This window comes from Dehalococcoidales bacterium, from assembly GCA_035529395.1.
GTDB lineage: Bacteria > Chloroflexota > Dehalococcoidia > Dehalococcoidales > Fen-1064 > DUES01.
Genome location: DATKWT010000112.1, coordinates 1 through 3,681 on the forward strand (window position 1 = coordinate 1; position 3,681 = coordinate 3,681).

Genomic DNA, 3,681 nt, shown 5'->3' on the forward strand with positions numbered 1-3,681 from the left:
CGTGCCGCACAGGATGCACCCCCGGCCACACCCCCGACTATCAGTATCCTCGGCCTACCCGCTGCTCCCTGAAATTGCTGGTCCATTGACCTCACCACCTTTCCTACCCTGATTCCGTTGACTGCCCATAACGCCAATAAAGATTATAGAATGGACGGATGGGACTGCCCTGACTACCTGATTTGTCCGTGTCTGAGGAAAGCGAAGATTGTTTTTCTATCTAATAGTACCCAGGCAAACCAGACAACTACTGTCAGGCCTACCAGCTCCGGCACGTACACTGCCGGATGCGTCGTGAGCGACGCCCAGATTACCCTCGAAAGCCAGTCAGTGATGTCAGCCCTGGGAAAGGTAAAACCATACAGCGGCCACAATAGCGTCCGTGGACTCTGCCACATCGAATCAAGCACCAGATGCATTAATGAACCGGTAGCCAGAGCAGTAAACCACGTTTTGTGGTACTGCCGGTACAGGTAGATTCCAGGCACGCCAAGAGCCAGGACAAAAAGGAGAGAGTGGCTGAATATCCGGCCGTTGCTGAAAGTTTCCCTGAAGAATACCTGCCCTACAGGTTTATCGATGATGTCCGGGAGAAGGCTTCCCACCAGGATAAACCTTATGTCCGCGTATCTCCTCAGAGCATGAAACCACGATACTCCGGGGGCCGACGATTCGACTCCGGCTGTTGCTGTCTGACGGTGCTCCGTGACCGACCCGTCATCCACTTCTACCACCTTGTTGGAAAACGGCCGACGTGGCACCAGGTTGGCCAGCAGCGTCGCGGTACCCAGCGTGATTCCGATATGTGCAAACGGTAACATTATACTTCTCTTGAATAATAGCAGACAGTACAGTACCCAGCAATTGAAACCGTTTTCCCAGGTCTCCAAGAATGCACCTGAACTCACTACCGGGCCGTGAAGAGGCATAACCGAATCAATCTGAGGAATTCTGCATGGAGATTGACACCGCAGAAGACCTTGAGACGGCGAGAAGCCTGGACCTGCACCGGGAACCGGATGAGGTCTGACCTTTCTCATCAAGTTTACCGGTAGACACTCACGAATAAAGCCCGCGGAACTCTGCCCTTCGGGTTATTAGATTGACTGGCAAATGGTCTTCTGCCTGTCCATCAATACGAACCGTATCCAAGTAGTGAAGTAGGGGAGTGATGCGGCAATCTCGTTCTACCTCAGAGATTGCTTCGCTCCGCTCGCAATGGCATGTGTGGTCGAGGTCACTACAGGGACCACGCCAATACATTGACAACCGGATACGGTAACGATATTATCAAACGATATTATCATCGGAAGGGAGAATCCTGGTGACGAACGTAATCGAAGTCGAACATCTCAGAAAGACCTACGGTCAGACCGTAGCCGTAGACGATGTCTCCTTCCAGGTCAACGAGGGTGAGATATTCGGTCTACTCGGTCCAAATGGCGCCGGGAAGACGACGACTGTCGAGTCCCTACAAGGCCTGCGACGGCCTGATTCCGGCCACCTCCGTGTACTCGGGCTCAACCCACAAACAGAAACCGCGACACTACGACGCCGCATCGGTTCCCAGCTCCAGGAATCGGCACTGCCGGACCGTATCCGGGTCTGGGAAGCACTCGACCTGTTTGCCGCCGTTGTCCCCAACTCGTCGGACTGGCAGTTGCTGATGGAGCAATGGGGGATTAGCGACAAGCGTAAGGCGGCATTCTCCAGCCTTTCCGGCGGCCAGCGGCAACGGTTGCTGGTCGCTCTGGCCCTGGTGAACGACCCCGAGGTAGTATTCCTGGACGAGATGACCACCGGTCTTGACCCGGCAGCGCGGAGAGTAGCCTGGGGGCTTATTCGTGCCATCCGGGAGCGCGGCACAACCATCTTGCTGGTCACTCATTTCATGGATGAGGCGGAGCACCTCTGCGACCGGGTGGCAGTGGTAGACAGGGGGAGAATCGTTGCCCTGGATGCGCCGCAGGGTCTCATCACCACACACGCCAGCGATATCCGCGTCATCTTCACTTCAGACTATCCCGACCTTTCCTGGCTTGAGGAACTCCCTGAGGTACACCGGATAACCCGAAACGGACCTCGAATCGAGGTCGAGGGCAGTGGCCCGGTGCTTGCCAGGGTGGCTGCCGCACTTGTCCAACACGGTATCGTACCGTCCGACCTCCGTACCGAGCAGCCAACATTGGAGAATGTATTCCTGAAACTCACCGGACACAGCGTGCACGAATAAGGACTCTATATGCGAGTACTGTTCAAGCTAACCTGGGTAGAAATCAAGCTCTTCATACGCGAGCCAATAACCATGGTCTTCACGTTTGCCCTACCATTGATATTCCTCTTCGTAATGGGTGGGGTGTTCGGCAATACCCCTGACCCCGAAGGTCTCATCTTCCGGGGAGTCGGACCTATAGACTACTACGTCCCGGCCTACATCGGGCTGATCAGTGCCTCTATCGGCGTGGTAGCACTTCCAGTACATCTTACGGGCTACCGCGAGCGGAGAGTGCTGCGCCGGTTCCGCGCTTCGTCTATTTCCATCTGGGCAGTCTTCGGGTCGCAGGTAGTCGTCAGTCTGGCGATTTCTATCCTGGGCGCTTTGCTGCTAATAGCAGCCGCTCTAGTCGCCTACGACGCCAGCCTGCCGGAATCGCCGGGTCTGGTCGTAGCGGCTTTCGTGCTCAGCGTACTGTCCTTCGCCGCCGTGGGGGTGTTTCTCGGTGCAATACTGCCAACCACCAGAGCCGCCCAGGGACTGGGGTTGATTCTCTTCTTCGTGATGATGATACTGTCCGGTGCCGGTCCTCCGCGAGAGGTGATGACCGAGGCCATGCACTGGATTGCGGATGCTACGCCGCTACGATACGTGATCCTGACGCTACAGGACCCCTGGCTCGGTTTCGGCTGGAACGTGCACGCATCCCTTGTGGTGGGCGGTTTCCTGGTGGCGGCAACCCTGCTTTCTGCCCGCTTCTTCCGCTGGGAGTAGTGTCCGACTATACCCAGACCTCCTTGCCACCGTTGAAGCTTGCGGTGAAAATCCTGCCGGGGTCACCGGTCTCTTCTATGTTAGGCACAGACTTCCCGACAATAGTGCCGAATCCCGCCGGAACGTAGAAGACAAAGTCGAGTGCCGAGGCACCACCGGCTACCGCCTTGATGTAGTTGTTAACCGCCTCCAGGTCACTATCAATGCCGGTACTGCCGGTGTATGCGCTACTATTCTGCGTCTTATCCGCGTATTGAAACACATACCCGTAGAGTGACATGTTGTCCACACGCAGGGGATACATCATCCCGTAGATGGCGCCGGCCACGGACAGGTAGCTGGCAAACTGGTAGCTGGGCCACTTACCTTTTCCAACGGTCATACCGTTGAAGAACGGGTCCTCGTTCTCGAACTCCATCCGTGACACCATGAAAGCCAGGGCGGTAACCTCGATCAGCCGGAATTGCTCGAGGAAATCATGCCCCTGGGCATTCCACTCTCGATTGCCGTACCTGCGCATCTTGGCACCGTTCAGAAAGGCACCACGAAGCCTGTCATGCTGCGCGGTTGCCGTGAGACCTCCGGCAGCAGTTGCGAACCTCATGACCGGGGTCCAGTGTCCCTTCCGGCCGTTCTCGTCGTAGTCTATGACTCCGTCTCCGTTCTCGTCATAGCCGTCCATTATCTCTTTA

4 protein-coding genes are annotated in these 3,681 nt (G+C 56.2%); 2 read left to right on the plus strand and 2 right to left on the minus strand.

Translation table 11 applies throughout. The features are described 5' to 3' along the window. Positions 1–173: 173 nt before the first annotated feature. Entirely contained in the window at positions 174–821 is a 648-nt protein-coding gene (locus tag VMW13_07280; protein ID HUV44615.1) for a metal-dependent hydrolase, read from the minus strand. 503 nt (positions 822–1,324) lie between these two features. Here VMW13_07280 and VMW13_07285 point away from each other — a divergent pair. After that, a complete protein-coding gene (locus VMW13_07285) occupies positions 1,325–2,233 on the plus strand; it encodes an ABC transporter ATP-binding protein (protein ID HUV44616.1) in 909 nt (302 codons plus the stop codon). Between the two features lie 9 nt (positions 2,234–2,242). Then, complete coding sequence (locus VMW13_07290) at positions 2,243–2,989, plus strand: ABC transporter permease (GenBank protein HUV44617.1); 747 nt, start codon at positions 2,243–2,245, stop codon at positions 2,987–2,989. A gap of 7 nt (positions 2,990–2,996) precedes the next feature. Here VMW13_07290 and VMW13_07295 read toward each other — a convergent pair. After that, a partial coding sequence (locus VMW13_07295; GenBank protein HUV44618.1) for a hypothetical protein occupies positions 2,997–3,681 on the minus strand: 685 nt, incomplete at its 5' end.